2 rRNA genes are annotated in these 691 nt (G+C 45.3%); both read left to right on the plus strand.

The features are described 5' to 3' along the window. Nucleotides 1–206: ribosomal RNA gene (locus tag L5M18_RS23275) — 16S ribosomal RNA — on the plus strand; the annotation flags it as partial. Nucleotides 207–568: 362 nt separating this feature from the next. Further along, nucleotides 569–691: ribosomal RNA gene (locus tag L5M18_RS23280) — 23S ribosomal RNA — on the plus strand; the annotation flags it as partial.

The raw sequence follows: 691 nt of genomic DNA on the forward strand, positions 1-691 counted from the left end.
GGAATCGCTAGTAATCGTGGATCAGAATGCCACGGTGAATACGTTCCCGGGCCTTGTACACACCGCCCGTCACACCATGGGAGTGGGCTGCAAAAGAAGTGGGTAGCTTAACCTTCGGGGGGGCGCTCACCACTTTGTGGTTCATGACTGGGGTGAAGTCGTAACAAGGTAGCCCTAGGGGAACCTGGGGCTGGATCACCTCCTTACCTATACGACTAACTTAATGTTTGTTGAGTGTTCACACAGATTGCTTGTTTAKCTTCTCTYAGGAGAAGTCAGAGCTAAATGCGCCGCTAGCCGGTACGCATTGTTCTTTAACAATTTGGAAAGCTGATAGTATTTAATTGCATGAGTCTGTCATGTGATTAATTACAAAACGTTTAATGCGMAAGCATTGAACATGAGTTCTCAAACACTTTATTAAGTGTCTTGAATATTCAATAGTAAATTATTCTTTATTGAATAGTTTACGTCTAAGGCGCGTCCACTTCTTTGGTCAGAAGTGAGACAAGTAAAACCAAGCTGGTCGCAATGCGACGCAGATGAGTGAAACTCATTTGGGTTGTATGGTTAAGCGACTAAGCGTATACGGTGGATGCCTTGGCAGTCAGAGGCGATGAAGGACGTAGTAACTTGCGAAAAGCGTTGGCGAGCTAGTAACAAGCATTTGAGCTAACGATGTCCGAATGGG

Origin of the sequence: Shewanella sp. SM20 (assembly GCF_025654545.1) — a bacterium.
In the GTDB taxonomy this organism is placed as follows: Bacteria; Pseudomonadota; Gammaproteobacteria; order Enterobacterales; family Shewanellaceae; genus Shewanella; species Shewanella oncorhynchi.